The following is a 25,694-nucleotide window of genomic DNA, read 5'->3' on the forward strand; positions in this document are numbered from 1 at the left end:
CATGACGCCCCAGGTGACCGAAAGGCGCAGGTCCGGGGACGGGGTCCCGGCCTGTCCTGAAGCGGAGGTCCGGCGCACCGTCGACGGGATCGCCGGCCTGCTGCTCCGTACCTTCGACGAGCGGCGCACCGACCGCCTCTGGCCCGCCGACTACACGGTCTTCGCGACCAACCCCCTGAGCGTGGCCTACGGCGCCTGCGGGCCTGCGCTACTGCTCGGTTCGAGGACGCGCGGCCGGGCGGCGCCGGCGGCCGGGCTGCCGACCGAAGTGGCCGCCTGGATGCAGGGGCGACTGCTGGACAACGACACCTATCCGCCAGGGTTGTACGTCGGCTTGGCCGGCATCGCATGGGCCTTCCACGACCTGGGCTGGGAGGAGCGGGGCGAGGCCGTGATGACCCTGATGCGCTCCTCTTCCCTGCTGTACGACGATCCGGGTGTGTTCCTCGGCGTCGCCGGATGGGGACTCGCCTCGCTGCGCTTCCACGCGCGGACCGGGCGGCAGCTCCATCTCGACCGTGCCGTGCAGGCGGGCGATCACCTCCTCAGAACGGCCGAGCACGAGGGCGACACCTGCTCGTGGCGGTCCTCTCTCGACGGTCTCGTCCATTACGGGTACGGCTACGGGGCGAGCGGCATCGCCCTCTTCCTCCTCCACCTGCACCTGGCGACCGGCGAAGAGCGCTTCCGTTCGTACGCCGTACGGGGTCTGGAGTTCGACCTGGGCCGTGCGACCGAGAGCGGCCTCGGCCTGCAGTGGCAGCGGGTCGAGGGCGACCCCGTGGTGTACCCGTACTGGATCCACGGAGGCGCGGGGGTCGGCAGTGTGCTGGTCAGGTTCCACCGGCTGCTCGGCGACGAGCGGTACGGCGAGCTCGCACGGCGGGTGGCTGACGACACCTTCGTCACGTACTCCTATGCGCCCGGTCTGTTCGAAGGCCTGGCGGGGATCGGCGAGTTCATGCTGGACATGTACCGCTGCACCAGCGATGAGGAGTACCGGGACAGGGCCTACGCCGTCGCCAGGACCATCCTGTGGTTCCGGGTCGAGGAGGAGGGCGGGATCGCGTTCCCTGGCCGTTGGCTGAACCGAATCGCCCACGACTACGCGACCGGCTCGGCGGGCATCGGCATGTTCCTGTCCCGGCTGGTCGCCCCCGGCGAACGTGCCTTCGTGGATCTGTGAGGGCTCGGCGGGTGCCCGGAGGCCCCGCCCGTGGCACGCCTCGGCAGCCTCGGTGAGCAGCAGGAGAAACTCCTCTCTGGCCCGACCGCTGCCGGGCCGCGTGCCCCGGTCGGCCAGAGACCGCGGTGCGATCCGTCCTGAACCCCGTGTCGAGGTGTCCCACGACTTCGCGGGCGATGTTGCGGGCTTCCCGGTACACGTGGGCGAAGAGGTCGGTGACGGTGAGGTTCCGCGTTGTGGCTTTGCCGTCGCTGCGTGAGGGGAATGTCTCGCGAGGGAATTCGAGGCCAGCCAGAACGTAGTCCGACAGGAGTGGCAGGCTGCCGTCCGTTTGCACGGCGCAGGTGTTGAGCGGGGCCAGGGTCACTGGGTCGAGGACCTCGACCTGGCCGGAGCGGACGTCGTTGACGGTCCTCTTGAAGATCACGTGCTGCTCGCCGATGACTACATCGGCGTGGGCGGATAGAACGTGATCGCGGACGGCCGGAGTCAGCACGGCATTGCCACTCACCACATCTTGAGCAGCATCAGAAGTCTGGACTTGCCGGTGCCACTGGGACCGCTGACGACGGTGGCCGGCCCGTCGAAGCGGCAAGTCCTCTCAGCATCGGCGGTCGAACTCGAACTCGAACTCATCAAGAAGTTCCACAAGCCAGCGATCTGACCCGCCCGCGCTGCTGAGCAACTGCCCGCGAGGAGCCGCGCAACCTGTGCCGGATCGGGAACGGCAGCCGGGTCGACCTCCTCGTTGACCGCCGGAGCGTTACACCGGAGGCCGTTGAGGGGGATCTCCGCGAAGTATCCCTTATCCACTGCCGTGTTGAGCACTTCATTGAAGGCAGCCCTCTTGCGCCGTGCCGTCGCGCTCGGATGCGCGAGACGTTCAACGGGCCGTGATCGAGTACGGAGGCAACTTCGTGGCCTCCACCGACGACGGCCCCGGTGTGCGCTACCGACACCAACGGCGAGGACATCAACGGCTCATCGTACAGACGGACCGGAACGCGGTGCTGTACGCCGTGGACGCAAACCACTGTGCGCCTGAGATACCAGCGGTCACAGTGTGTGTGCCGGGGGGCCAGCCACTTGGCGGGGGTGTGGCCGACGATCGTCGGATGGCCGACGGAAGGCATGGGCTTCCAGGCTGGTGGCATGACAGAGCGTGCGCAGGAGCTGGAGCCCCACACTTCCCGTCGGCACCCGGCCGGAGCAGGGGGCCGTAGGGACATCGGGCGGCGCAGGAGCGCGTTCTGGGAGTTCGGCATGGCGCTCGTGGCGAGCGGCCTCTGTCTGGCGGTCGTCAGCCCTGGCCTCCGCGCTGCCGCTCTGCACACGATCGCCGCGACGGCCGTAGAGCTGGACCCCTGAGTCGAGCGCCACGGCCCCGTTCGGAACGATGCCCGCCGCTGCTGACGCGCTGCGCGGGAGACCACGTACGAAAGGAATCTTGTGAACACCGCATCCGCCCCGGAGACGACGGGTGCCGAGTCCCTGCGCGTCCGCGAGACGCTGAAGGCGATGCACGGGTACGTCCGCCCGCACCGGTGGGCCGTCGCACTCGGTCTGCTGCTTGCGCTGGTGGGCGCCGCCGGCGGGCTGCTGCAGCCGCTGGCCACGAAGGCGCTGGTCGAACGGCTCTCGTCCGGCGGCACGCTCGCCGCCGTCCTGCTGGCACTGACCGTGCTGGTGCTGCTGAGCACGGTGGCCGAGGCGTTCGGCGCCTATGTGCTGGAGCGGACGGCCGAGTCGGTGGTCCTGGCCGCCCGCCGCAGCCTGATCGGCCGCCTGCTGCGACTGCGGCTCACGGCTGTGGACCGGATGCAGCCGGGCGATCTGATGTCGAGGGTGACCTCCGACACCACGCTGCTGCGGGCGGTCAGCACCCAGGCGGTGGTCAACGCCGCGACCGGGGCGCTGACGCTGATCGCGGCGGTCGTGGTGACGGCCTTCCTCGATGTCGTCCTGCTCGGCGTCACGCTCGGTGTGGTCGCGGTCGTCGGCGCGGGCGCCGCCCTGGTGATGCCGAGGATCGGGCAGGCCGCGGAGCGCGCGCAGGAGGCTGTCGGGGAGATGTCCACCGGCCTGGAGCGGGTCTTCGGCGCGTTCCGCACGCTGAAGGCGTCCGGCGCCGAGGAGCGGGAGACCGCCCGCGTCGAGGCTTCCGCCCGGCGGGCCTGGCGCCACGGCGTCCGCGGCGCGAAGTAGGAGGCCCTGCTGGGAACGGCGGACAACCTCGCCGTCGAGCTGGCGTTCCTCGCGGTGCTCGCCGTCGGCGGGGCGCGGGTGGCCTCCGGGGACATCCCCGTCTCCACGCTCATCGCCTTCCTGCTGTACCTGTTCTACCTGATGGAGCCGGTGTACAAGCTGGTCGAGGCCGCCTCCCAATACCAGGAGGGTGCGGCCGCGATCTCCCGGATCAAGGAGGTGGACCGCCTGGCGGCGGAGCCGCCGGCCACGTACAAGCCGGTGCGGACCGAGGTGCGTCCGGCGTCGGTCCGCTTCGAGGACGTGTCCTTCCGCTACGGGCCCGGGCTGCCGTACATCCACCAGCGGGTGGACTTCGAGGTGCCGGGCGCAGGGATGACGGCCTTCATCGGCCCCTCGGGTGCGGGCAAGTCGACGGTCTTCTCGCTCATCGAGCGGTTCTACGAGACGACCGGCGGGCGCATCCTGGTCGACGGCCGGGACATAAGGCAGTGGCCGCTGTCCGAGCTGCGGTCCGTCATCGGGTACGTCGAACAGGACGCTCCGGTCCTGGCCGGCACGCTGCGGGAGAACCTGGTCTTCAGCGCGCCCGGCGCGACGGACGACGACATCCGCGCCGTCCTCGCCCGTACCAGGCTCGACACCCTCGTCGACCGTCTCCCGCACGGCCTGGACACCCTGGTCGGACACCGCGGCTCGAAGCTGTCCGGCGGCGAACGCCAGCGCGTCACGATCGCCCGCGCACTGCTGCGCAGGCCCCGGCTGCTGCTCCTGGACGAGGCGACCTCACAGCTCGACGCGTTCAACGAGGCGGCACTGCGCCCCCAGCCGGTATGGGGCGCGTTGTCGGACTCGTTCAGGCCGTGCGGGGGTGCAAGGTGGCCTCGCCGGTGAGGCGGACGCCGACCGTCTGCCCCTGCTCCACCCGCAGCGGAGTGGTGGTGCGGATGTCGACCGGCTCGTCCAGGCCGACGACGGTGACCGTGACCAGGGCGTCGTGGCCGAAGAAGCGGACGTCGGTCACGACGCCTTCGGCGTCGGCGGCTTCCGGCTCCGCGAGCCGGAGCTGCTCGGGCCTCAGGAGGACCAGGCCCTCGCGCCGGCCCGCCGGAGCGGCAGCCAGCGGGATGCGCCCCAGCACGGTCGTGGCCACGTCCTTGTCGGCGGTGCCGGGCACGAGGACGGCGTCTCCGACGAACGAGGCCAGCCACGGGTCCACCGGCCGGTGGTAGAGCTCCTCCGGAGTGGCGCACTGGGCCACACGCCCGTCACGCAGGACGGCGACGACATCGGCGGTGGAGAGCGCTTCCTGCTGATCGTGCGTCACGAGCAGTCCGGTCGCGCCGCTCTCCCGGAGCGCCGCACGGACCTCGGCCCGTACGGCACCGCGCAGTCCGCTGTCGAGCGCGCTGAACGGTTCGTCGAGCAGCACGAGATGGGGCCGGGGGGCGAGCGCGCGGGCGAGAGCCACGCGCTGCTGCTGACCGCCGGAGAGTTCGTGCGGCATGCGGTCGCCATAGCCGGGCAGACCCACCAGGTCGAGCATCTCCCCCACGCGCACCCGCCGGGCGGAACGGTCGAGGTCGCTCAGTCCGAAGGCGACGTTCCGGGCCACGCTCAGGTGGGGGAAGAGCGCGCCTTCCTGGGGCACGATCCCGATGCGGCGCCGCTCGGGCGGCAGGTGGACGCCGGGGCCGCCGAGGAGCCTGCCGGCGACGGTCACGGTGCCGGCGTCGGCCTTCAGGAAGCCGGCGATCACCCGCAGCAGGGTGGTCTTGCCGCAGCCGGAGGGGCCGAGCACGGCGGCGAGGGCGCCCCCGGGGACGGCGAAGTCCAGGCCGTCGAGGACCGGCGCCCCCGACCCGTACGCCTTGACGACCCGGCGCACCTCGAGCTCGTTCATGTCTCGGTCGTTCATGTGCGATGCCTTCCGAGGAGGTACGAGGGGACGGCGGCCAGCAGGATGAGCGCGGCGGCGTAGGGGGCGGCTGCGGCGAAGGAGCCCGTCCCGGTCTCGGTCCACAGCCGGGTCGCCAAGGTGTCCATGCCCGTGGGGCGCAGCAGCAGTGTGGCGGGGAGTTCCTTCATGCAGACGACGAAGGTGAGGGCGGCGCCGGCCGCGACGCCGGGTGCGGCGAGCGGCAGCGTGACCTCTCGCAGCACGCCGAGGGGCGTGCGGCCGAGGGAGCGGGCGACGTCGTCGAGCACGGGCGGGGCCTGGAGGACGGCCGCCCGGGTGGCGGCCACCGCGACGGGCAGGAAGAGCACCGCGTAGGCGCAGATCAGCAGCGGCGTCTCCTGGTAGAGCGGGCGGGCGTAGCGGACGGCGAAGAAGACGAGTGCGAGGGCGACGGTGATGCCGGGAACGGCGTGGCCCGCGTACGCGGCCTGTTCGAGGAGGTGGGCGAGGCCGCCCCGGTGGCGGGCCGCGATGACGCCGACCGGCAGCGCGAGCAGAGCGGTGAGCGCGGCACCCGCGGCGGCCACTCCGAGGGTGGTGAGTGCGGTGGTGGTCAGCGTGGCCGGGTCCCAGGTGGCGGAGGTGCCGGCGGCGAGCCAGTACCCGAGCGTGGCGAGCGGGAAGCCGACGGCCAGGGCGACGACGGCGCCGCACCAGGCGAGCGCGAGGGGCTTCAGGCGTCCGAGGGCGGCGGGGACGGCCCGCCGGGCGGTACCCGTGCCGGTGCGGGCGTAGCCGCCGCGTCCGCGGGTGCGGGTCTCGGCGGCGACGAGCAGCACCGTCATGACGACCAGGACGGCGCTGAGCGCGGCGGCCGGGGTGCGGTCGAAGCTGGCCCGGTAGGAGGTGTAGATGCCCCGGGTGAAGGTGTCGTACCGCATGAGGGAGACGGCGCCGAAGTCGGAGAGCACGTACAGCGCGACGAGGAGTCCGCCACCGGCGGCGGCGGGGCGCAGCTGAGGCAGGGTGACGCGCAGGAAGGTGCGCAGCGGGCCGTGGCCGAGGGAGCGCGCCACCTCCTCGTGTCCGGGGTCGGTGCCGCGCAGCGCGGCGGCGACCGGAAGGTACACGTAGGGAAAGCTTGCCAGGGTCAGTGCGGTCGCCGAGCCGGTGAAACCGGCGAGGGACGGCACGGCGGACAGCCACGTGAACGCGGTGACGTAACTGGGCACCGCCAGCGGCAGCGTGACCAGGACCGACCAGGCGCGGGCGCCGGGCAGCGCGGTGCGGACCGTGAGCCAGGCGAGCGAGATGCCGATGAGCAGGCAGGCGGCGACGACCACGGCGGTCAGGCCGAGGCTGCGCAGAAGGAGTTCGCCGGTGCGGGAGTCGGCGATGACGTCCCAGGCGAAGGCGGGGCCGTGTTCGAGGGCGCGCACGCCGAGGTAGCCGAGCGGCAGTACCGCGAGGGCGGCCGCGAGCACGGCGGGCGCGATGAGGATCAGGGACGGCCGGCCGACGGCGCGCCCCCGCCCGGCGGGTGCCTGGGCACCCGCCGGGCGGGGGTCGCGACGGGCCGGGGCGGAGCGCTCCGGTGCGGTCACGTCAGACCAGTCCGACGTCCTGGAGCAAGGCCAGCGTCTCCTTGAGGGAGGCCAGCCGGCCGAGGTCGATCTTCGGCGGCTGGAGGGTCTCCAGCGGCGGCACGCCTTCGGCGGTCTTCACTCCGGCGGCCAGCGGGTACTCCTTGGTCTCCTGGGCGAAGTAGGTCTGGGCCTCCGCGGAGAGGAAGTAGTCGACGGCCTTCTGCGCGAACGCGGCCTGCTTCTTGTCCGCGCCCTTGAGGATGCCGACGCCGGCGACGTTGACCAGGCCGCCCGGGTCGCCCTTGGGCAGGTAGTGGACCTTGGCCTTGAGCTTGTCCGCGCCCTTCTCGGCGGCCTGCTCGTACCAGTAGTAGTGGTTGATCAGGCCGAGCGAGACCTCGCCCTTGTCGACCGCCTCCAGCACCTTGAGGTTGTTCTCGTACGCCTTGGGCTCGTTGGCCTTGAGGCCCTTGAGCCAGGTGCGGGTGGCGTCGTCGCCCTCCAGGACGCGCATGCCGGTGACGAACGCCTGGAAGGAGGCGTTGGTCGGGACGAATCCGATCTTGCCCTTCCACTCCGGCTTCACCAGCTCGTGCACGCTGTTCGGGGGCGTCGGCACCTGGTCGGGGTTGTAGCCGAGGACGCGGACGCGGCCGCTGACGCCGGCCCAGTCGCCCGCGGAACCGCGGTAAGCGGCGTCGACCTTGTCGAGGGTGGCCCGGGGCAGCGGAGCGAGGCGCTGTTCCTTGGAGAGCGCGCCGAGCGCGCCCGCGTCCTGGGAGAGGAAGAGGCCGGCCTCGGTCTTGTCGCCCTCCTCCAGGAGCTGCGCGGAGAGTTCGGCGCTGTCGCCGTAGCGGACCTCGACGTTGGCGCCGAGGTGCTTCTCCAGCTTCTCGATGAGCGGCTTCACGAGGTTCTCGTTGCGGCCGGAGTAGATGACGAGGTCGGCCGGCTCGTCGCTGCCGCAGGCGGCGAGGAGAGGGGTGAGCAGGACGGCCGCGGTGAGCGCGGTCAGCGTGCGGGCCAGGGGGCGGCGCATACGGGAGGGGCCTTCCTGCTGTTCTCTGTAGAGGAAACCTGCGAATAGGGTATTGATAAGGTAAAGCTAACCTAAGGGTCAAGTCAGGTTTTGATAACGGCCCGGTCGCGAATCGGCATCCGGAGCAACCTCCCCCTCTTCTCCCTAAGGAAAGCCTTACCTACGATGCGTCCGTGACGCTCCTCCCCGCCCCGCCCGTCGGCCACGCCCTCCGTCTCGCCCGCGACCTCGCACGCCACGGCGACCGCACCGCCCTCCTGACCGCCGACGGCGAAATCTCCTACCGTGAGCTGGCCACGCGGGTCGAGGAGACGGCCCGACGCCTCGGCCCGGAGCGGCGACTGGTCCTGCTGCCGGGCGCCAACACCATCGGGGCGCTCGTCGTCCATCTGGCCGCGCTGTCGGCCGGCCACACCGTGCTGCTCGTGCCCGGCGACCACCCCGACGCGGTCGCCGCGCTCACCTCCGCGTACGACCCGGACATCGTGATCCATCCGGAGGACGGCGACGCCTGGCGCGTCGAGGAGCGGCACGCCACCTCCGCGCACACGCTCCACCCCGACCTCGCACTGCTGCTGAGCACCTCCGGCTCCACGGGCTCCCCCAAGCTGGTGCGGCTTTCGTACGAGAACCTCCAGGCCAACGCCGAGTCGATCGCCACGTACCTCGACATCCGTGACACCGACCGGGCCGCGACCACTCTGCCGATGCACTACTGCTACGGCCTGTCCGTGATCCACAGCCATCTGCTGCGCGGCGCCGGACTCGTCCTCACCGGCCTCTCGGTCGCCGACGCCTGCTTCTGGGACCTCTTCCGGACGGCCGGCGGCACCGCGCTCGCGGGCGTCCCGTACACCTTCGACCTTCTCGACCGGGTCGGCTTCGCTGACATGGAGCTCCCGCGCCTGCGGTACGTCACCCAGGCGGGCGGCCGTCTCGCGCCCGAACGGGTCGCGCACTACGCCGAACTGGGCCAGCGACGCGGCTGGGACCTGTTCGTCATGTACGGCCAGACGGAGGCGACGGCCCGCATGGCGTACCTGCCTCCCGCGATGGCCGCCGAGCACCCGACGGCCATCGGCGTCCCCGTGCCCGGCGGTTCGTTCCGCCTGGAGCCGGTCGAGGAGGCATCCCACGGCGTGGGCGAACTCGTCTACACCGGCCCGAACGTCATGCTCGGCTACGCCCACACCCCCGAAGACCTCGCCCTCGGCCGCACGGTCGACGCCCTGCGCACCGGCGACCTCGCCCGTCGCACCGAGGACGGCCTGTACGAGATCGTGGGGCGGCGCAGCCGCTTCCTGAAGATCCTCGGCCTGCGCGTCGACCCCCAGCAGATCGAGGCCCTGCTCGAACGCCACGGCCTGAACGCCCTGTGCACGGGCGACGACGAGCGGGTCGCCCTCGCCGTCGTCCCCCTGCCCGGGTGGGACGAGAGACGGATCCGAAGACGGGTGGCGGACGAGTGCGGTCTTCCCGCCCGCGCCGTCCGCGTCCACCTGCTGCCCGAACTCCCCCGGCTGGCCACGGGCAAGCCCGACTACCAGGCCGTACGCGCCCTGGACCGGCCGGCCGAACAGCCCCCGGCCGACGGAGACGGAACGCCGGACGATCTCTGCGCGCTCTACGCACGGATCCTGGACCGCCCCGACGTCACGCCCGACAGCTCGTTCGTCTCCCTCGGCGGCGACTCCCTGTCGTACGTCGAGATGTCCCTGCACCTCGAAGCGCGCCTCGGCCGACTGCCCACGAACTGGCACACGACACCCCTCCGCGAGCTGGAGCAGGGTGCAAGGGCCTGGCACAGCGGCAGGTCCCGGCGGCGGAGCGTGGAGACCAGTGTCGTCCTGCGTGCGGTGGCGATCGTGTGTGTCGTCGGCTCCCACATCCGTCTCTTCGAGATCCGCGGCGGAGCCCATCTGCTGCTCGCCGTCGCCGGGTTCAACTTCGCCCGATTCCTGCTCTCCTCGGACGAGCGCCGCGAACGAACACGTCGCTCGGTCCGCAGCATCGGGCGGATCGCCGTCCCCACCATGGCCTGGACCGCCTTCGCCCTCCTCATCAGCGACGACTACGACCTGTCCAACCTGTTCCTCCTCCACAACGCGCTCTGGCCGGAGGTCATGGGGACCGGTATCCATCTCTGGTTCGTCGAGGCCCTCGTCTACATCCTGCTGGCCCTCACGGCGCTGCTCGCCGTCCCCGCGGTCCACCGCCTGGAACGCCGGTTCCCGTACGGACTGCCGGTCGCCCTGGCCGGTGTGGGTCTGCTCACCCGCTACGAACTGGTGGGCCTGCCGGCCCGCGCCCAGATCACCGACGCGGTCACCGTGTTCTGGCTCTTCGCCCTCGGCTGGGCGGCGGCGCGGTCCCGCACCGTGCCGCACAGGCTGCTGGTGACGGCCACCGCCCTGGCCACCGTCCCGGGCTTCTTCTCCGGCGAGCCTCGCCGGGAGCTGTTCGTCATGGTGGGCTTCTGCCTGCTGGTGTGGTTTCCCACGCTGCCGAGCGTGCACCGCGTCAACCAGGTGGCCGGTCTGCTCGCGGGCAGTTCCCTCGCCATCTACCTGACGCACTGGCAGGTCTTTCCGCTCTTCGACGGAGTGTCGGAACCCCTGGCCCTCGTCGTCTCCCTGCTCTTCGGCATCGGATACGCCTCTGGCGTCAACCGGCTCGTCCAACGCGTGTCGGCTCTCCGGACCGCCGGGCGCCGCGCCGCGGGCAACGCCGGAGGGCTGTGCCGCATACCTCGGCCCCGGCCCGGCCGTACGGTGCAGCGGCGGGTCAGCGACCTGACGATGACCCGTCGACAGGGTGCGGCATGGGGGATACCAGGACGGTCGGCACTGCGGCGGCTGGGCTTGAGGAGTACCGGCGGGAGCTGACCGGTCACTGCTCCCGGATGCCGGGGTCGTATGCCGAGACCGAGGACGTGGCGCAGGAGACGCTGGTCCGCACGTGGCGGAACGTCGACCGCTTCGAGGGCCGGTCGGCACTGCGGTCGTCGGTGTACCGGATCGCCACCGACGTCTGCCTGGACGCTCTCGCCTCCGGCGGCGGCCAGGCGCTGCCGATGGACCTGTCCGGTCCGAGACCGCACTCGCGGCGAGCAGCGCACCGGCAAGCAGGAAGTCCGCCGTCTGGACCCATCCGACCTCGCCGAGCGCAAGCCGGCTGAGCGCGTTCCGGCGGAAGCCGGCCCCAGGGCGGCGCGCAGGCCGCCCATGGCCAACGGCAGGGCTCCGGCAGCCAGTCCGGTGCCGCGCGGGTCGTCGGTCGGCAGCAGGACGAGGCCACGGGGGCGGCGGCCCCGGTGCCGGTTCCGGTTCCCTTTGCCTGGCCAAGCCCGGTCGCGATGCTGTTCAGGAGTCGCCGCTTCCAGTGGTCGCGCCGGTCAGCCCTGCCAGATCACGGACGCGGCAGCAGCCGCTGATGAATGCCTTCCGACACGAGCCGTCAGCACGCCGACGGCTACCCCGACGCCGCCGACGCCTGGTCCTCGGCCATCTCCGTGGCCTGCTGCCCGAGTCGGCTTCGAGCCTCGTCAGCTCGGAGTGACGACACAGGTGGAGTCGGCAGGTGCGCGGCCACGACTTCCTCCACGGTTTCTGGTCTGACGGCGCCGGTCCTCCACGCGAGGTCGACGCCGCCCTCGGACGGTTCAGCCGGGCCAGGTGCCGGTCAGGCGACGCGTGGTGGCGGCGCCGGCCCGGTCGACGGCGGCCTTGACGACCGCGAAGATCGCGCCTTGCAGGGCGGCGGCGATCAGGACTTCCTGCCAGGTGCGGTGCTCGTCGGTGGCGTCGGGGGCATCGTCGTCGTGGCCGATCATCTTCCACGCCTTCTTGAACGCCGCACCGGCGATCATGCCGCTCGTGGCGCCTAGCGCCAGGCCGACCGGCTTGTAGGCGATCTTGGATGCTTTCACCGGCACCTCCGGCTGCGGCGCAGGAGCAGGAAGACGACGAAGGCGACGGCCGCGGCGATCAGGGGGGTGCGGTTGGCCTTCGCCATGGTGGCGGCCGACTCGGCCTTCTCGCGGACCGGGTCCGGGGTCTTCTCGGCGGCGAGTTGTCCGGCGCGGGTCGCGGTGTCGCGTACCTGGGCCGTGGCGTGGGCGGCCGTGTCCAGGACCGGATCGGGGGTCTTGTCCTTGACCAGCTGAGCGGCGTGCGCCGCCCTCTCCCGGAGCTGGCCGCCGACCAGGGTGGCCTTCTGGGCGGCTTGCTCCTTGAGCTCGGTCGCCTTCTCCTTGGCCTGCGCCCTGACGTCGGCCTTGGCCGCAAGCGCCTCCACGGTCCGGCCGAGCTCGTCGCGGGTGTGCTCGACCTGCTCGCGCAGCTCCTCGGGAGTGAGTGCGGTTTCCTTGCCGTTCTTGGTGCTCATCGGTGTGCTGCCTCCTTGATCTCGGCCACGTCGGCCTTGACGCTGTCGATGGCCTGCTCGGGTGCGGGGGTGCCGCCCTCGGCGATCTGCTTCTTCCCCGCCGCGGCCATCACGGCGGCGACGGCTGCCAGCAGGGCGGCGATGATCAGAGCCGAGGCCCAGACCGGCAGGAGCAGGGCGAGGGCTGCGATCATGGCGCCGACCAGCGCCTGCGCGGCCAGGAAGCCGACCAGGCCGGCCCCGCCGAACAGGCCGCCGCCCACACCGAAGCGTTTACCTTTCTGGGTCATCTCCGCCCGGGCCAGCTGCATCTCTTCACGGACCAGCTCCGAAATCTGCTGCGACGCCCGTGATACGAGGGCGCCCAACGATTCCTCGGTACTGCTGCCGGGGTTCGGGTGCCGTCCTACGGCGCTCATCTACATTTCACCTTCTCCGCATGCTTGGTGCGTTTGGCGCGATGGCTGCACGATGGCCGCCGTTCGTGTCGCCTGGGCGGGGCCGCGCCGGTCAGCGGTCCGAATTGCTACCGGTGGTGTCCTGGATGGGGGCGTTTTTTCGGCGTCGCGCTTGACGGAGTCGATGCCCTCCAGGCAGGAGCGATGGCTCTCGTAGTGCTCGCTCGTCGCGATCACCTGCCCGTTCGTTGCAGACCCCTCCCTGCTTGAAACGTGCACGCCGCTGTCACGGCGCGCCTACCCCGCGAGCGGCCGGTCACGCGACCACGACTCAGGTCATCCCCAGGCGCGGATGAGCAGGCGGGGCGTCGCCCGTACGAGGGTGGCCGCGGCCAGGCCGATGGCGGCGCCGGCTGCGACGTCGGAGGGGTAGTGCGCGCCGCTGTGGACCCGCTCGCGTCTGGGACGGAGCGTGGTCGTGCTGCTGAAGCCGTCGCACCGGGTGCGTGTGCTCGCCCGTTCACCGGGATCGGATCCTAAGATCACCGGGACGGGCACGGCGGGCGAGGCACGGGAGAGGCGGCGGACGTGGCGGACGAGCGCGTGTACCTGGTGACCGGGGGCGGAACGGGGATCGGGGCCGCGACCGCGCGGTCGTTGGCCCGGGCGGGACACAAGGTGGCGGTGTCCGGGCGCCGCCCCGAGCCCCTGCGCCTGGTCGCCGAGGAGACCGGCGCCCTGCCCGTACCGTCGGACATCGGGGACCCCGTCGCCGTGGCCTCGCTCGTCGAGACGGTCGTCGGCACGTACGGGAGGCTCGACGGTCTGGTGCTCAACGCGGGCATCGGGCGGGGCGGCGGGGTGGGCGAGGTGACCCTGGAGGACTGGGACGAGGTCATGCGGACCAACCTCACCGGCCCGTTCCTGCTGCTGCGCGCCGCGCTCCCGCATCTGCTCGACGCCCGCGGCGCGGTGGTCGCCGTGGCCTCGGTGTCCGCCCTGCGCAACGGCGTCGGGAACGCCGCCTACGCCACCTCCAAGGCGGCGCTGCTCCAGCTGTGCCGCTCGCTCGCGGTCGACTACGGCGGCGCGGGGCTGCGCGCCAACACCGTGTGCCCGAGCTGGGTGCGCACCGACATGGCCGACCGCCGGATGAACCGGTTCGTCGAGGAGGCGGGCCTGGGCGGGGACGGTCTGGAAGCGGCGTACGAGGAGGTGACCCGGGTCCTGCCCGCCGGGCGGCCCGGTGAGCCCCACGAGGTCGCGGAGGCCATCGCCTGGCTGCTGTCGCCCGCCGCCTCGTTCGTGAACGGTGCGACGCTCACCGTCGACGGCGGCGCGACCGTCCTCGACCCGGGCACTCTCGGTTTCGAGTTCCGGCTGGAGCCACGCGCCCCGCGGGCCTGACCGGCAGTCACGGCCGGGGGGACCGAGCACATTCGCCCACCGTGTCGGCGCACGCGCGTCCTGACCGGTGAGGACCGACGCTTCGACATGCGCTTCACCACACGCGGGTGAACCATGGAGAGAGGTCGCGCGTGCGGCAGCCGCAGACGAGGGGGAAGTCAGGCAGCTGTTCCGGCTCCGATCTCCAGAGGTGGCGAGCGTGGACGTTTTCGATGCCGTCGTCGTCGGTTCGGGTTTCGGCGGGTCCGTGACGGCGTTTCGCCTGGCCGACGCCGGCCTGAGCGTATGCGTCCTCGAACGAGGGAAGCGGTTCCCGCCCGGGTCCTTTCCCCGCAGTCCCCACGAGGCGGCCAAGAACTTCTGGGACCCGGATTCCCGGTTGTACGGGCTGTACGACATGTGGAGCTTCTCGAAGATGGACGCGCTCGTGTCCAGCGGTCTCGGCGGGGGGTCGTTGATCTACGCGAACGTGCTGATCCGCAAGCCGGAGAGCTGGTTCGTGCACGAGTCGTTCGACGGCGGCTACGAGAACTGGCCCGTCACCTATGAGGACCTCGAGTCGCACTACCACTCCGTCGAGACCACGCTGGGCGCGCAGGAATACCCTTTCGACGTGGAGCCCTACCGGAGCACACCGAAGACGCTCGCCATGCGTCAGGCGGCCGAGCGGCTGGGTCTTCCGTGGGAACTTCCGCGGCTGGCCGTCTCCTTCGGGGACCCCCCGGTGCCCGGCGCCCCTCTCGACGGCGGCGAGGACAATCTGCACCACAGCCCCCGCTATGCGTGCAGGCTCGTCGGCGAATGCGACCTGGGCTGCAACTTCGGCAGCAAGAACAGCATGGACTTCACCTACCTCAGCGCCGCGGACCGGCTCGGGGCCGACATCCGGACCCTCTGCGAGGTCCGCTCGTTCGAACCGGTCCGAGAGGGCTTCCAGGTCTCGTACATCGAGCACCGCGCGGCCGACGACGAGGATCCGTCGGCTCCTCCCGTACGGCGGACCGTCAGGGCGAGGCGGCTGGTCCTCTCCGCCGGCACGCTCGGCACGACCTATCTGCTGTTGCGGAACCGCAGCGCCTTCCCCGCGCTCAGTCCGGCGCTCGGCACCCGTTTCTCCGGGAACGGGGACTTCCTCGGGCTGGCGATCAAGGCCCGGAAGAGGCGTCACGACCGGCCCGGGGAAACCGAGCCGCACCTGATGGAGCCGAGTTTCGGACCGGTCATCACGAGTGCGATGCGGGTGGACCGCAAGGGAACCGGCGAGAGGGACCGGGGGTTCTACATCGAGGACGCCGGGTACCCGGAATTCCTCAACTGGCTCATCGAGCACAACGTCCTCACGATGTCCGACCGGGTCGCGCGATTCCTGCTGCGCCGAGGATGGTCGCAGCTGACCGGGACCGCACGCAGCCGGGTGGGACGACAGCTCGGTGACGCCATGGGCAAGGGGCTGTTCACCGCGACGTCCCTGCCACTGCTCGGCATGGGAAGGGACGTCCCCAACGGCCGGATGTTCCTCCGGGACGGGCATCTGGACCTCGACTGGAAACTGGCCGCGTCCGATCAGTACTTCGACCAGATGAATTCGACCATGGAGCGCGTGTCCCACAGTCTCGGCGCACGCTACGCGGCGAATCCCCTGTGGTTGCTCAACCGCCTCATCACCGTGCATCCCGTGGGCGGCGCGCCGATGGGGCAGAACGCGAGGGACGGCGTGGTGGACTCCTACGGCCGCGTGTACGGCTACCCGGGACTGTCGATCGCCGACGGCTCGGTGCTGCCCGGCCCCGTCGGCCCGAACCCCTCGCTCACCATCGCCGCGCTGGCCGACCGGTCGGCCCTTCGCATCGTCGAGGACCGCCGGCACGACTCTGAGAGCTCCTCATGACGACCGGACAGGGCACCACGCCCCGCAGCGGGCCCCCGCGCAGGTCTCTCCTCCTCGCCGGCGGCGGGCTGAAGGTGGCCTACCAGGCCGGCGTCCTCCAGGTCCTGCTCGACGAGACCGAGTTGACGTTCGACCACGCCGACGGCGCCAGTGGAGGCGTGTTCAACCTCGCGATGTACTGCCAGGGGATGTCCGGGCGCGAGATCGCGGACAACTGGCGCACGCTCTCGCCACTGAAAGGCGTCACCCCGAACTGGCGCGAGCTGCCGAAGGGGCCCTACGCCCGTTCCCTCTTCACCCTGGACGGCTATCGGCGTCGCGTCTTCCCGGCCTGGGGGCTGGACTGGGAGCGGATACGGGCCACCGACCGTGAAGCCACCTTCACCCTCTACAACTTCAGCGCCAACGAAGTGGAGCCGGTGACCGCCGACCGCATGGACGAGGACCGGTTCTGTGCCGGGGTGGCCCTGCCCATGTGGTTCCCTCCGGTCGTCATCGACGGGCAGACGTACATCGACCCGGTGTATCTGACCGACGCGAACGTCGAGGAGGCGATCCGGCGGGGCTGCGACGAACTGTGGATCATCTGGACGGTCAGCCGAAGGCACCGCTGGCGCGACGGCTTCGTGGCCAACTACTTCCACATCATCGAAACGACGGCCAACGGCCGGCTGCAACACTGGCTGCGCCGGATCGAGGCCAGCAACGCCGCCCTCCGCAACGGGGATGAGGGAGAGTTCGGGCGCCCGATCGAGGTCCGGCTGCTGAGCGGCGAAGTCCCCCTGAACTACCTCGTCAACTTCAGCCGGGACCGCTTCGCGCAGGCCGTGGAACTCGGAGTCCGGCATGCGCGCCGCTGGTGCACGGACCAGGGCATCCCTTGGAAGCCCGGAGCACCTCCCGGCCGCCCAGACGACCCGACCCGCATGCGATTCACCGAACGCATGGTCGGCCGTGTCGTCTTCGGGGAGGACGACGCCCGGCGGGCGGCCTCGTCGACGGGCGGCGCCGCCGCTGACATCGCCCTGCACCTGACCGTCGACATCGGGGGAATGGACCGCTTCCTCTCCGATCCCGAGCACGAGGCCGAGTTGCGCGGAGAGATCCTCTGCCAAGAGCTGGGCGGGCGCCTTCCGGTCGAGCGCGGAACCTTCCAGCTGTTCGTGGAGCACGACGACCCGCAGCACCTGCGGATGCGCTACCGCCTGTTCTTCGGCGACCGGGCCGGTCACCGGCTCACCCTCAGCGGGTACAAGGATGTCAGCGAGGACTCGCGTAGGGGGATCTGGAAGGACACGTCCGTCCTCTACACGCACATCTACCGTGGTCACGTCGAGGCCGACGAGGAGTCCGGAGCCCAGTCGGTGGCCGCGGGAAGCGTGCACATCCGCCCCGCCGACTTCGTGAAGCAACTCACCACCTTCCGGTTCGAGGCGCCGACGCTGCGCGGCAGGGTGACCACCATGGGACGGTTCGGGCAGTTCTTCGTCGGCAAGCTGTGGGACGTGTACGCGCAGAACGTCCTGCCCTGGTCCCCGCTGTGACCGAGGAGGAGCCGACGTGGACTTCCATGAGCTGCGCAGACGCGCGGACGAGCTCCGCTTCGTTCCGCAGGAACCGGTGCGCTGGCTCGCGCCGAAGGAGCTGGCGCGCACGGCGGTCAAGGTCTGCCTGGCCGCCGTCTTCGCCGACTACTCGGACAAGCGAGAGATCCAGGGCGCGCTGGAGGCCGGTCTCCTGCGGGCGCCGTTGGCCGATCCCGACGCCGAGGAGATCTGGATCGACTTCGTCGCGGACCTCGGCGACGGATTCGAGGCGACGGCCTCGGTGGCCTCCGCCCTGGGGGCGGACCGACTCGCCGTCCACGGACCCGGCTCGCTCCCCCGTGGCTCGCTGCTCGTCCTCGGCGGGGACCAGGTGTACCCGGTGGCGTCGGCGACCGCCTACGAGGACCGGATGAAGGGGCCCTACCGCGCGGCGCTCCCATCGGCGCCGGACAAGCCGCTCATGGTCGCGCTGCCGGGCAACCACGACTGGTACGACGGACTCACCGCGTTCCTGCGGATGTTCGCCCAGGAAAGCGAGATCGGCGGCTGGCAGACCCGGCAGACCCGGAGCTACTTCGCCGTGGAACTGCCGCAGCGCTGGTGGCTCGTCGGGCTGGACAGCCAGCTCGGCTCCTACTTCGACGATCCGCAGCGGCGCTACTTCGAGACCCACCTCTCACCGCGGCTGCGTCCGGGTGACAGCGTCATCGTGTGCTCGGCCGAGCCCACCTGGGTGCGGAGCGGCGAGAGGCCCGACGCCTTCAACTCGCTGCACTGGTTCGACCGCAACATCGTGCGGTCCCGCTTCGACCGGACGACCCGGGAGCGCGAGGAGACGGGCGCCTCGATCCGGTTGTGGCTGACCGGCGACAAGCACCACTACGCCCGCTACGCGGAGCGGCTGCCCGTTGACGGGGCCGGGGCCGACGACGTGCTGCCCCCGGACCCCCGGCGCCGCCAGATGGTGACGTGCGGCCTGGGCGGCGCTTTCCTCTCGTCCACCCACAGGCTCCCGAAGGCCCTGCCCCTGCCGCCGGCCACCTCACGCATGTGGAGGAAGGACCATCCGCCGACGGCGTTCGCCCTCGCCCAGCACACGTACCCGGACGCGGCGGAGTCCCGCTCGCTCGCCCGCGCGATCGCCACACCCTGGTCGCGGTACTGGCTCCCGCGGCGCAACCCCGGATTCGCCGTCCTGGCCGGGGCGGTGCAGATGGTGATCGTCCTGATCATGAGCGGCGCGTTCGCGCTGGCCGAGGGCCGCCGCCATCCCGTCGGGGCCCTGCGGAGCGCCGACGCCGACGACCTGCTCGGCCTGCTCTGCACGAGCGCCGCCCTCTTCGTCCTGCCCTTCGTGATCGGCTGCTGGAGGGGGCTGCTGCGCGAACGGCGCCCCAGGGCGCCGTCCGGTCCGGTCGTGGCCGCGCTGTTCCAGACGGCGGTCGCCGCCGCGGCCCTGACCATCACCGCCGCCATCGCCCGGTCGATCCCGTCCTCCTGGAACGGCCTCGTGCTCCTGGCGATCCTGCTGGTCGTCGCCGCCGTGATGGGCGCCTCCCTCGGCTCCCAGCTCTTCGCCCTATGGGTGCTGTGGACGAACCGGGGCCTGGTCGCCGAATGGCAGATGTCCGGGCAGTCCCTCGACGACCACAAGGGCTTCCTCCGGATGCACCTCGCGCGGGACGGCACGCTCACCCTCTACCCGCTGGCACTCGACGGGACCTGCCGCAACTGGGGGTTGGCCGAGGTCGTGGACAAGGAGGGCGTGTGGAAGCGTCCGGTGCCCGAGCCTGCTCCCACCGTGCGGCTCATCGAGGATCCCGTCGTGATCGCGCGGCACGGTCAGGGGTGACCGCGCGATCGGCGTACACGGGTGTCGGCGTACCCGTCGGTCGGGCTAGTCCGGCGTGCGGGTCGCGGTGGCCGGGGCTTGTCTGGAGGAGTCTCCTGCCACCCCATGAGACGTACGCGACCGGGAGGCGCCACGCCATGCAGCCCCAGTTCAGGACGCGGAACATCGCGTCGACCGGTGGATTCCTCTCGGTCGCCGAATGCGCCGACGTCATCCAGGCCATGGCGCAGGCGCCGCGTGAGCCGGCCCAGATCGTGCGCGCGGGCGAATCGATCCTGGACGAGTCGCTGCGCCTGTGCTTCGACCACCACTTCCCGGAGGACTTCAAGCGCCGCATCGGCGAACGCATGGCGTCCTATTTCGTGGACCACCGCGCCGAGTTCGACTCGGACGCGGACCATCTGTACGGCCCGTACTTCATGTCGTACGAGAAGGGCAGCTACTTCCGCGCGCACCGGGACGTGGCCAATCACAAGGACGATCCGCCCCGGCTGGCCGCCCACCGGTGGTCGCTGCTGCTCTATCTCAACGGGCGCGACGGCAGGCAGACCCTGCCGACGTTCGACGGCGGCGCGCTCACGGTCTACGAGACCGACCCGGACCTGCGCGACCGCCGGGTGGTCGTGGTGCCCGAGCCCGGCATGCTGCTGTTGTTCCGGTCCTCCCTGATGCACGAGGTGGCGACCGTGCGCGACGGCACGCGGTACGCGGTCGCGGGGTGGATGTCCAGTGCAGACTCCCCCGCCCTCGGAGGCCCCCGATGACCCACCACTCCCCCGCGAACGAGTCGGTCCGGATGACGGTGACGAAGGAGACCGACGTCGAAACGCGGACCGCGCTCGCCGCGTTCTGCCGCCGCAACGGGTTTCCGCACCTCTATTCCGAGATCCTCGAACCGCTGTTGTCCCGGGACGGCCTGGTGCTCGCGCTGGCCACCACGGAGCGGCCGTGGCCGCCCAAGGGCATCGGGTCGCAGACCGTCGAGGCCGTGGGCATCGCCATGATCGGCAGCGAGAACCGGGCCCATCTCACCCCCGTCCTGACGGACCGGCGCAACGCAACCAACATCGGCCTCGTCGGTGCCCTGACGAAGCAGCTCCTTGAGCATCTGCGCGAGGCGAACGTGCCGTCGGCCGGATATCTGGTCCGCCAGGACGACCGAGCCCTTGAGCGCGCGCTCGAGCAGGCCGGTTTCGCCGAGGCCGACTTCCAGTCGTCCACCGACTTCGCCGACTACCTGGAATTCTCCGCGGAACCGCAGAAGGTGCTCGACGCGCTGAGCCTGGGCCGGCTGAGGCTCGGCGACCTGCTGGCACTCGGCCTGGACGGCGGCGAGCTCGACCGGCTGAGCTCCTACCACTTCGCGCTGAGCGCCGGCCTCACGGCCTACCTGCAGGACTCGATCCGGTACGCGGCCGTACTGCCGGGCCTGATCGACCTGATCGCCACGTCTCCGCCCGGGGGAGTCCCGCCCGGCACGCCCGGCCCCCCGCTGGAATGACCCGCACGGCGTCCGGGGCGGGGCGGGGACCTCTGGAGCGGTCGGTGACCGTCTCGCTGGTGATCGCGAGCCTGGACGAGGGCGCGGAACTGCACGAGACCCTGAGGTCCGTGTTCGCCGGGTCGGACGTCCCCGACGAGACCATCGTCGTCGACGACGGCGGCACCGACGGCAGTTGTGCCGCCCTGGAGCGGGAGGAGTGGCGCGCGCGAGGGGTCGTGGTACGCCGCATCCCGCGCAGCGGCGTCGCGGCGGCCCGCAACGCGGGCGCCCGGCTCGCCCGGGGCACGCACCTGCTGTTCCTGGACGCGCACTGCCGCCTGGAGCGGGACTGCCTCGGCCGGCTGCGGGCCGCGCCGGCCGCCGGAACCGATGCCGTCCTCGCACCCGCTCTGCGCGACTTCGGGGGCACAGCCCTGGGCTGCGGCGCCCGGCTGATCGACGCCGGCCTGCGGGTGCGCTGGCTGCCGCCGGGGCCGGACGGCGCCCCCTACCCGGTGCCCATCGCGCCGGGAGGCTGTCTGGCGGTGCGGCGGGCGGTGTTCGAGCGGCTGGGCGGCTTCGGGGCCTTTCGCGAGCTGGGGCTCGAGGACGTCGACTTCAGCCTGCGGGCGTGGCGTGCCGGGATCGACGTGCTGGCCGTCCCGTCGGCACGCCTGGAGCACCGGTTCCGCCCGTACCCGCCCTACCGTCTGAGCTCCGCGAGCCGCGCGTACAACGTGGCACGGGTGGCCCTCGTCCATTTCGACGGCTCGCGCCGCGAGGAGTGCCTGCGCAAGGTCATCGGTACGCCCAGGGCCGCGGAAGTGCTGGTCGAGGCGTTCGCCGGTGACTGGGAGGCGCAACGGGACGCCGTCGAGGCGGCGAGTGTGCGCTCCGCGGAGGCGTTCTTCGAGAGGTTCGGCGACTGGAGGTGAGGCCTGCCCGGCGTTCGGCTCAGCGACCTCGGCTCATGGCCTCGCCCTGGCGGCGTTCTCGGTAGCCTGATCGTCCATGCGTGGAGTGACCACGCGCCCGGCTGGTCCGTACGAAGGATTCCGGCGGAGAGTGATGAGGCTGCCATGAGCGAACTGACGAAGCCCGAGATCGAACGGCCGAGGGGTGACGCTCCCCAGGAGCTGACGATCCGGGACCTCGTCGTCGGGGACGGACCCGAGGCGAAGCCGGGCAGGGTCATCCGGGTTCATTACGTCGGGGTCACCTTCGAATCCGGAAGGGAGTTCGACGCCTCATGGGAACGGGGCGAGCCGTTCAAGTTCGCCGTGGGTGGCGGCAGGGTCATCAAGGGCTGGGACCGGGGGATCAGGGGGATGAGGGTCGGCGGTCGGCGCGAGATCATCGTTCCCCCGCGCCTCGGCTACGGCAGCCAGTCCCCCTCGCCGTTGATCCCTGCGGGTTCCACCCTCGTCTTCGTGGTGGACCTGCTCTCGGTGGTCTGAACGGTGGATGAGCGGCGTGGAGTTCTGTGACGCGGCCGGCCTCAACGTCCTCGTCACCGCGGGCCGCGAAGCCGGGCAGCGCTCCGGTGAGCTTCGCCTGGTGAGCCGGAACGAGTCCTTCCGGCGGCTGCTGGAGAGCACCCTGCTGGACGCCGGCCTCCGCGTGTACGACAGCCTCGCCCATGCCGTACTCGCTCCACCAGCGCGGGTGAGCCCGCGCAGGACGGCACCGACACGCCGGTGCCCCAGCGCGCGCAGGCGGCGGTCCCGGGGCTGTAGCCGGACGCCGGCCCGGTGCCGACTCGGACCGCACCGACCCAGGGCGGACAGGCGGCCGACCCCGCCGGCGGCGGCCGTCGCGCATGCCCGCTCTCCAGCGGGGAAGGCGCCGGGCGGTGCGCGGGGTGCGGTGCGCCCCGGCGGATGTTGGGAGGCCAGCATGGCTCGGTCGGTCGGTATCGACCTGGGAACGACGAACTCCGTGGTGTCCGTCCTGGAGGGCGGCGAGCCGAGCGTCATCGCGAACGCGGAGGGTGCGCGGACGACACCCTCCGTGGTCGCCTTCGCCAAGGGGGGTGACGTGCTCGTCGGCGAGCTGGCCAAGCGGCAGGCGGTGACGAATGTGGACCGCACGGTGCGGTCGGTGAAGCGGCACATGGGCGAGGCGGACTGGCGGTTCCCCGCGAGCGGTGATGTGGACGGCCGGCGCTTCACGGCGCAGGAGATCTCCGCGCGGGTCCTGCAGAAGCTGAAGCGCGACGCCGAGGCGTACCTGGGCGAGGACGTCACGGACGCGGTGGTCACCGTTCCCGCCTACTTCAACGACAGCCAGCGCACGGCCACGAAAGAGGCGGGCGAGATCGCCGGCCTGAAGGTGCTCCGCATCGTGAACGAGCCGACCGCCGCCGCCCTGGCGTACGGCCTCGACAAGGGGAACGACCAGACGATTCTGGTCTTCGACCTCGGCGGCGGCACCTTCGACGTGTCCCTGCTGGAGATCGGCGAGGGGGTCGTGGAGGTGAAGGCCACCAACGGGGACACCCACCTCGGCGGTGACGACTGGGACCAGCGCGTCGTGGACCACCTGGTGACCCGGTTCAAGAACGGGTACGGCGTCGATCTGTCCAAGGACAGGATGGCGGTGCAGCGTCTGCGCGAGGCGGCCGAGAAGGCGAAGATCGAGCTGTCCTCGGCCACGGAGACCACGATCAACCTCCCCTACGTCACGGCTTCCGCCGAAGGCCCACTGCACCTGGAGGAGAAGCTCACCCGGGCGCAGTTCGAGAAGATGACGGAGGACCTCCTCGAGCGCTGCAAGGCCCCCTTCCGGCAAGCGGTGTCCGACGCGGGGATCAAGGTCGCCGACATCGACCACGTCATCCTGGTCGGCGGATCCACCCGGATGCCTGCGGTGACGGACCTGGTCAGGTCCCTCACCGGGAAGGACCCGCACAAGGGGGTCAACCCGGACGAGGTCGTCGCCATCGGCGCCGCGCTCCAGGCCGGTGTCCTCAAGGGTGAGGTCAAGGACGTCCTGCTCCTCGACGTGACCCCGCTGTACCAGGGCGAGCGCGAGATCGCCGCGTACAACAAGAAGCTCGGCATGTTCGAGCTGACCGGCCTTCCGCCGGCTCCGCGTGCCGTCCCGCAGATCGAGGTCGCGTTCGACATCGACGCCAACGGCATCATGCACGTGACCGCGAAGGACCTCGGCACGGGCAAGGAGCAGAGGATGACCGTCACCGGCGGCTCCTCGCTGCCGAAGGACGACATCGAACGGATGGTCCGCGAGGCGGAGCGGTACGCCGAGGAGGACCACCGCCGACGCGAGGCCGCCGAGACCCGCAACCAGGGCGAGCAGCTCGCCTACCGGACGGAGAAGCTGCTGCGGGACAGCGGCGACCAGGTCCCTGGCGAGGTGAAGTCCGAGGTCGAGACGGCACTCGCCGACCTGAAGGAGAAGCTCGAGGGCGGCGACACCGCCGGGATCCGCACCGCCGTCGAGCGGCTGAACACCGCCGCGCAGAAGATCGGCACGGCGATGTACGCCCGCGCGCAGGGGTCCGAGGCGGGGGCCGGGCCTGCGGCGGGAGCCGGGCCCGCGGCCGGCGGCGGAGCGGGCGATGAGGAGGGCGTCGTCGACGCGGAGCTCGTCGACGAGGACAAGCGGGAAGGCGGAAGCAAGTAGGACGAACGGCAGGCAAGGTGCGAGCAGTTCGGCGATGAGTCCTGGGTGCGAGGCGATTCAGCGATGACCGGCAAGAAGATCATCACGGTGTTCGGGGCCACCGGCCGCCAGGGTGGCGGCCTCGTCAGAGCGGCCCTGGCCGATCGGGATCCGACCTTCTCGATCCGGGCCGTCACCCGGCATCCGGACTCCGACAGTGCGCAGGAGCTGAGGCGACTGGGCGCCGATGTCGTCCGGGCGGACATGGACGACGAGGCGAGCCTCGCGCCGGCCTTCGAGCACGCGTACGGCGCCTTCCTCGTCACCAACTTCTGGGAGCACGTGTCCGCGGAGCGGGAGAAGACCCAGGCCCGGGCCCTCGCGCGGGCAGCCTCCCACGCGGGAGTGCAGCACGCGATCTGGTCCACGCTGGAGGACACGCGGGAGTGCGTGCCCCTCGACGACGACCGGATGCCGACCCTCCAGGAGCACTACAAGGTGCCGCACTTCGACGGCAAGGCGGAAGCGGACCACTACTTCGCCGAAGAGGCGGTGCCGACCACGTTCCTGCGCACCACGTACTTCTGGGAGAACCTTCTCGACCTCTTCGCCCCGCAGCGCGGCCCGGACGGCGCCCTCCACCTCGCCTACCCCATGGGCGACAGCAGGCTCTCCGGCATGGCGGCGGACGACATCGGCAAGACCGCCCTGGCGATCTTCCGCCGTGGCGCCGACCTCATCGCCGCCACGATCAGCATCGCCGGCGAACACCTGAAGGTCGCGGACATGGCCGCGGCGCTCACGTCGGCGATCGGCGAGCCGGTGCACTACCGGCCTCTCACCGCGGACGAATGGCGCGCACAGCGGTTCCCGCACGCGGACGAGTCGGGGAACATGTTCCAGTACTACGCGGACTGCGAGCACCGCTTCACCGCGGCACGGGACCTCGTGGCCGTACGCGACCTCAACCCCGCCCTCCAGGACTTCGACACGTGGCTCGCCGCCCACCGCGACCGGCTCCGCGCCGCGTGGGCGTGACCGAGCGCACGGGGCTCGGTTCTGACGCGGCGGCGCGGGCCGGTCCGGCTCAGCCGGTGGCGCCCGACGCGCGGGCGATGACGCCCGCGATGCCGAGGCCGGCCGGGAGCGTACCGAAGGCCAGGCCGTGGCCGGTTCGCTGCGCGGCGGCGTGG

The 25,694-nt window shown here is 71.3% G+C and carries 22 protein-coding genes and 2 pseudogenes; 16 read left to right on the plus strand and 8 right to left on the minus strand.

Features of this window, described 5'->3' with window-relative positions; genetic code table 11:
- Position 1: 1 nt before the first annotated feature.
- Positions 2–1,186 carry a lanthionine synthetase C family protein gene (locus IO20_RS0114020; protein WP_030552217.1) on the plus strand — a complete coding sequence of 395 codons (1,185 nt, stop codon included), beginning with the start codon at positions 2–4 and terminating at the stop codon, positions 1,184–1,186.
- A 507-nt stretch (positions 1,187–1,693) separates the two neighbouring features.
- On the opposite strand, the gene IO20_RS40970 is transcribed toward IO20_RS0114020, so the two are convergent.
- A complete protein-coding gene (locus IO20_RS40970; protein ID WP_211270368.1) occupies positions 1,694–2,014 on the minus strand; it encodes an ATP-binding protein in 321 nt (106 codons plus the stop codon).
- Between the two features lie 324 nt (positions 2,015–2,338).
- Here IO20_RS40970 and IO20_RS0114035 point away from each other — a divergent pair, with 324 nt between their 5' ends.
- Both IO20_RS0114035 and IO20_RS36540 read left to right on the plus strand, forming a co-directional pair.
- Positions 2,339–2,554: a hypothetical protein gene (locus IO20_RS0114035; protein WP_157850771.1), complete on the plus strand. Its 216-nt coding sequence runs from the start codon at positions 2,339–2,341 to the stop codon at positions 2,552–2,554.
- 81 nt (positions 2,555–2,635) lie between these two features.
- Positions 2,636–4,213, plus strand: a pseudogene (locus IO20_RS36540) (ABC transporter ATP-binding protein); the annotation flags it as partial.
- Between the two features lie 34 nt (positions 4,214–4,247).
- Here IO20_RS36540 and IO20_RS0114045 read toward each other — a convergent pair.
- From IO20_RS0114045 to IO20_RS0114055, 3 genes are read right to left on the minus strand one after another with little or no spacing between them, the layout of a single operon-like run.
- Complete coding sequence (locus tag IO20_RS0114045) at positions 4,248–5,294, minus strand: ABC transporter ATP-binding protein (protein ID WP_030552211.1); 1,047 nt, start codon at positions 5,292–5,294, stop codon at positions 4,248–4,250.
- A gap of 11 nt (positions 5,295–5,305) precedes the next feature.
- Positions 5,306–6,895, minus strand: a complete 1,590-nt coding sequence (locus IO20_RS0114050) for an ABC transporter permease (protein WP_030552209.1) — start codon at positions 6,893–6,895, stop codon at positions 5,306–5,308.
- 1 nt (position 6,896) lies between these two features.
- Positions 6,897–7,916 carry an iron ABC transporter substrate-binding protein gene (locus IO20_RS0114055; protein ID WP_030552207.1) on the minus strand — a complete coding sequence of 340 codons (1,020 nt, stop codon included), beginning with the start codon at positions 7,914–7,916 and terminating at the stop codon, positions 6,897–6,899.
- Positions 7,917–8,089: 173 nt separating this feature from the next.
- Between IO20_RS0114055 and IO20_RS0114060 the strand changes: the two genes are divergently transcribed.
- Together IO20_RS0114060 and IO20_RS38530 are read left to right on the plus strand one after the other, a co-directional pair.
- Complete coding sequence (locus tag IO20_RS0114060) at positions 8,090–10,801, plus strand: AMP-binding protein (RefSeq protein WP_078946068.1); 2,712 nt, start codon at positions 8,090–8,092, stop codon at positions 10,799–10,801.
- Between the two features lie 17 nt (positions 10,802–10,818).
- Positions 10,819–11,094, plus strand: a complete 276-nt coding sequence (locus IO20_RS38530) for a sigma factor (protein ID WP_425423720.1) — start codon at positions 10,819–10,821, stop codon at positions 11,092–11,094.
- Between the two features lie 483 nt (positions 11,095–11,577).
- Here the strand turns inward: IO20_RS38530 and IO20_RS0114070 are convergent, their stop codons facing one another.
- From IO20_RS0114070 to IO20_RS42330, 4 genes are read right to left on the minus strand one after another with little or no spacing between them, the layout of a single operon-like run.
- Positions 11,578–11,844, minus strand: a complete 267-nt coding sequence (locus IO20_RS0114070) for a DUF4235 domain-containing protein (RefSeq protein WP_030552203.1) — start codon at positions 11,842–11,844, stop codon at positions 11,578–11,580.
- Positions 11,841–12,302, minus strand: coding sequence for a DUF3618 domain-containing protein (locus tag IO20_RS0114075; protein ID WP_030552201.1), 462 nt, complete (start codon positions 12,300–12,302; stop codon positions 11,841–11,843). The genes IO20_RS0114070 and IO20_RS0114075 overlap by 4 nt, the downstream gene beginning before the upstream one ends.
- The gene (locus tag IO20_RS0114080) at positions 12,299–12,721 is read right to left on the minus strand and encodes a phage holin family protein (protein ID WP_030552200.1); all 423 of its coding nucleotides are present in this window, start codon (positions 12,719–12,721) and stop codon (positions 12,299–12,301) included. The genes IO20_RS0114075 and IO20_RS0114080 overlap by 4 nt, the downstream gene beginning before the upstream one ends.
- The gene (locus IO20_RS42330) at positions 12,722–12,979 is read right to left on the minus strand and encodes a YegP family protein (protein ID WP_078946066.1); all 258 of its coding nucleotides are present in this window, start codon (positions 12,977–12,979) and stop codon (positions 12,722–12,724) included.
- A 309-nt stretch (positions 12,980–13,288) separates the two neighbouring features.
- On the opposite strand from IO20_RS42330, the gene IO20_RS0114090 reads away from it, so the two are divergent.
- The 11 genes and pseudogenes from IO20_RS0114090 (at position 13,289) to IO20_RS0114135 (ending at position 25,539) form a co-directional block, all read left to right on the plus strand.
- Complete coding sequence (locus IO20_RS0114090) at positions 13,289–14,107, plus strand: SDR family NAD(P)-dependent oxidoreductase (RefSeq protein WP_030552198.1); 819 nt, start codon at positions 13,289–13,291, stop codon at positions 14,105–14,107.
- A gap of 199 nt (positions 14,108–14,306) precedes the next feature.
- On the plus strand, positions 14,307–15,995 hold the full coding sequence (locus tag IO20_RS0114095) for a GMC oxidoreductase (RefSeq protein ID WP_211270370.1): 1,689 nt from the start codon (positions 14,307–14,309) through the stop codon (positions 15,993–15,995).
- Complete coding sequence (locus IO20_RS0114100) at positions 15,992–17,539, plus strand: patatin-like phospholipase family protein (RefSeq protein WP_030552195.1); 1,548 nt, start codon at positions 15,992–15,994, stop codon at positions 17,537–17,539. The genes IO20_RS0114095 and IO20_RS0114100 overlap by 4 nt, the downstream gene beginning before the upstream one ends.
- A gap of 16 nt (positions 17,540–17,555) precedes the next feature.
- Positions 17,556–19,394, plus strand: a complete 1,839-nt coding sequence (locus tag IO20_RS40305) for a hypothetical protein (protein WP_051874559.1) — start codon at positions 17,556–17,558, stop codon at positions 19,392–19,394.
- A 137-nt stretch (positions 19,395–19,531) separates the two neighbouring features.
- Entirely contained in the window at positions 19,532–20,158 is a 627-nt protein-coding gene (locus tag IO20_RS40310) for a 2OG-Fe(II) oxygenase (RefSeq protein WP_030552192.1), read from the plus strand.
- Complete coding sequence (locus IO20_RS0114115) at positions 20,155–20,895, plus strand: hypothetical protein (RefSeq protein WP_030552190.1); 741 nt, start codon at positions 20,155–20,157, stop codon at positions 20,893–20,895. The genes IO20_RS40310 and IO20_RS0114115 overlap by 4 nt, the downstream gene beginning before the upstream one ends.
- A 44-nt stretch (positions 20,896–20,939) precedes the next feature.
- A complete protein-coding gene (locus IO20_RS0114120) occupies positions 20,940–21,812 on the plus strand; it encodes a glycosyltransferase family 2 protein (protein ID WP_051874558.1) in 873 nt (290 codons plus the stop codon).
- A 144-nt stretch (positions 21,813–21,956) separates the two neighbouring features.
- Positions 21,957–22,334 carry an FKBP-type peptidyl-prolyl cis-trans isomerase gene (locus IO20_RS0114125; protein WP_030552187.1) on the plus strand — a complete coding sequence of 126 codons (378 nt, stop codon included), beginning with the start codon at positions 21,957–21,959 and terminating at the stop codon, positions 22,332–22,334.
- Positions 22,335–22,341: 7 nt separating this feature from the next.
- Positions 22,342–22,509, plus strand: a pseudogene (locus tag IO20_RS42335) (STAS domain-containing protein); the annotation flags it as partial.
- 264 nt (positions 22,510–22,773) lie between these two features.
- On the plus strand, positions 22,774–24,522 hold the full coding sequence (locus IO20_RS0114130) for an Hsp70 family protein (RefSeq protein WP_031127266.1): 1,749 nt from the start codon (positions 22,774–22,776) through the stop codon (positions 24,520–24,522).
- 63 nt (positions 24,523–24,585) lie between these two features.
- Positions 24,586–25,539, plus strand: coding sequence for an NmrA/HSCARG family protein (locus IO20_RS0114135; protein WP_030552184.1), 954 nt, complete (start codon positions 24,586–24,588; stop codon positions 25,537–25,539).
- Positions 25,540–25,694 lie beyond the last annotated feature (155 nt).

This window comes from Streptomyces exfoliatus (genome assembly GCF_000725545.1).
In the GTDB taxonomy this organism is placed as follows: domain Bacteria; phylum Actinomycetota; class Actinomycetes; order Streptomycetales; family Streptomycetaceae; genus Streptomyces; species Streptomyces exfoliatus.